We start from the raw sequence: 3,154 nt of genomic DNA, 5'->3' as shown, positions 1-3,154 counted from the left end.
CGCTACATTGTCGGCGCGGAATCACTTGACCAGTGAGCTATTACGCACTCTTTCAAGGGTGGCTGCTTCTAAGCCAACCTCCTGGTTGTCTGGGCAACTCCACATCCTTTTCCACTTAGCAATCGCTTAGGGACCTTAGCTGGTGATCTGGGCTGTTTCCCTCTCGACTACGGAGCTTATCCCCCGCAGTCTCACTGCCGCGCTCTCACTTACCGGCATTCGGAGTTTGGCTGATTTCGGTAAGCCGGTAAGCCCCCTAGACCATCCAGTGCTCTACCTCCGGTAAGAAACACGCGACGCTGCACCTATATGCATTTCGGGGAGAACCAGCTATCACGGAGTTTGATTGGCCTTTCACCCCTATCCACAGGTCATCCCCCAGGTTTTCAACCCTGGTGGGTTCGGTCCTCCACGCGGTCTTACCCGCGCTTCAACCTGCCCATGGATAGATCACTCCGCTTCGGGTCTAGAGCATGCGACTAAAGCGCCCTATTCAGACTCGCTTTCGCTACGGCTACCCCACACGGGTTAACCTCGCCACATACCACTAACTCGCAGGCTCATTCTTCAAAAGGCACGCCGTCACAACACCCGAAGGCATCGCTCCGACGGATTGTAGGCAATCGGTTTCAGGTACTATTTCACTCCCCTCCCGGGGTACTTTTCATCTTTCCCTCACGGTACTAGTCCGCTATCGGTCACCAAGAAGTATTTAGGCTTAGCGGGTGGTCCCGCCAGATTCACACGGGATTTCAAGAGTCCCGTGCTACTTGGGAAAACACTCGGAAGTCGCTGTCTTACGCCTACGGGGCTATTACCCACTACGGCCAGACTTTCCAGAAAATTCGGCTTCAACAACGATTTATAACTCCCTGACCCCACGGCATTAGAGTCTGAATGCTCCCACAACCCCACATGCGCAACGCACGCCGGCTATCACACGCACATGGTTTAGCCTCATCCGCTTTCGCTCGCCACTACTCACGGAATCACTATTGTTTTCTCTTCCTGCGGGTACTGAGATGTTTCACTTCCCCGCGTTCCCTCCAGAACCCTATGTGTTCAGGAACTGGTAACTGGCTTTAGAGTGCCAGCTGGGTTTCCCCATTCGGACACCCCCGGATCACAGCTTGGTTGCCAACTCCCCGGGGCTTATCGCAGGCTCCTACGTCCTTCATCGGCTCTTGGTGCCTAGACATCCACCGATTGCCCTTAGTAGCTTGTCACACAACAAAAACTACAAAGATGCTCGCGTCCACTATACAGTTCTCAAAATACGGGCAGGAACACCGACCCTGACTCACCACTACCCTCGGACAACATCCCTCCAGGGAAACAAAACACCCTTCAGAACACCACCACCAGGAGTTTGGTGAGAGCCGGCCCCAGCCACACAGCTACACCCAGATCCGCAAAGATCCCGGTGCAGTAGTGACCCAGAAAAACCAGTCCATCTCTCCGAAGAGATCCGGCCCGATTCCTCAGGACCCAACAGCGCGCCTCGACGATTCACTCGACCCCATCCACGTTCCACACCCTCACGGGTAGTACTAGCTTCAGCGATTCCGCTGCACATCTAATGGTCAATGTTCCACATTCCGAAGCACCGTCGCCCAGGAACATTCGCCCTGGAAACGACGAGTAGACAACCACACCCTTACGGGCCGCGGCTGCCAATGCTCCTTAGAAAGGAGGTGATCCAGCCGCACCTTCCGGTACGGCTACCTTGTTACGACTTCGTCCTAATCGCCAGCCCCACCTTCGACGGCTCCCTCCACAAGGGTTAGGCCACCGGCTTCGGGTGTTGCCGACTTTCATGACGTGACGGGCGGTGTGTACAAGGCCCGGGAACGTATTCACCGCAGCGTTGCTGATCTGCGATTACTAGCGACTCCGACTTCATGGGGTCGAGTTGCAGACCCCAATCCGAACTGAGACCGGCTTTTTGGGATTCGCTCCACTTTGCAGTTTCGCAGCCCTTTGTACCGGCCATTGTAGCATGCGTGAAGCCCTGGACATAAGGGGCATGATGACTTGACGTCATCCCCACCTTCCTCCGAGTTGACCCCGGCAGTCTCCTATGAGTCCCCACCATAACGTGCTGGCAACATAGGACGAGGGTTGCGCTCGTTGCGGGACTTAACCCAACATCTCACGACACGAGCTGACGACAGCCATGCACCACCTGTATAGGACCCTTACGGACCCCGCATCTCTGCGAGATTTCCCTATATGTCAAACCCAGGTAAGGTTCTTCGCGTTGCATCGAATTAATCCGCATGCTCCGCCGCTTGTGCGGGCCCCCGTCAATTCCTTTGAGTTTTAGCCTTGCGGCCGTACTCCCCAGGCGGGGCGCTTAATGCGTTAGCTGCGGCACGGAGGACGTGGAATGTCCCCCACACCTAGCGCCCAACGTTTACGGCGTGGACTACCAGGGTATCTAATCCTGTTCGCTACCCACGCTTTCGCTCCTCAGCGTCAGGTAAGGCCCAGAGAGCCGCCTTCGCCACCGGTGTTCTTCCTGATATCTGCGCATTCCACCGCTACACCAGGAGTTCCGCTCTCCCCTGCCTACCTCTAGTCTGCCCGTATCGGAAGCAGGCTCGGAGTTGAGCTCCGAGTTTTCACTCCCGACGTGACGGACCGCCTACGAGCCCTTTACGCCCAATAATTCCGGACAACGCTCGGACCCTACGTATTACCGCGGCTGCTGGCACGTAGTTGGCCGGTCCTTCTTCTGCAGGTACCGTCACTCTCGCTTCGTCCCTGCTGAAAGAGGTTTACAACCCGAAGGCCGTCATCCCTCACGCGGCGTTGCTGCGTCAGACTTTCGTCCATTGCGCAATATTCCCCACTGCTGCCTCCCGTAGGAGTCTGGGCCGTGTCTCAGTCCCAGTGTGGCCGGTCGCCCTCTCAGGCCGGCTACCCGTCGACGCCTTGGTAGGCCATTACCCCACCAACAAGCTGATAGGCCGCGAGCCCATCCCCAACCGCCAGAACTTTCAACTCCAAACCATGAGGTAAGAAGTGATATCCGGTATTAGACCCCGTTTCCGAGGCTTATCCCGAAGTTGAGGGTAGGTTGCTCACGTGTTACTCACCCGTTCGCCGCTCGTGTACCCCCGAAGGGGCCTTACCGCTCGACTTGCATGTG

The 3,154-nt window shown here is 56.6% G+C and carries 2 rRNA genes; both read right to left on the bottom strand.

What is annotated here, in order from left to right:
- Positions 1 to 1,226: ribosomal RNA gene (locus ABD255_RS43590) — 23S ribosomal RNA — on the bottom strand; the annotation flags it as partial.
- Positions 1,227 to 1,687: 461 nt separating this feature from the next.
- A 16S ribosomal RNA gene (locus ABD255_RS43585) occupies positions 1,688 to 3,154 on the bottom strand; the annotation flags it as partial.

Source organism: Kribbella sancticallisti (assembly GCF_039530625.1).
GTDB classification, from domain to species: Bacteria; Actinomycetota; Actinomycetes; order Propionibacteriales; family Kribbellaceae; genus Kribbella; species Kribbella sancticallisti.
The sequence above is the reverse complement of the archived record's forward strand: the minus strand, read 5'-3'. Positions and strand labels throughout refer to the sequence as shown.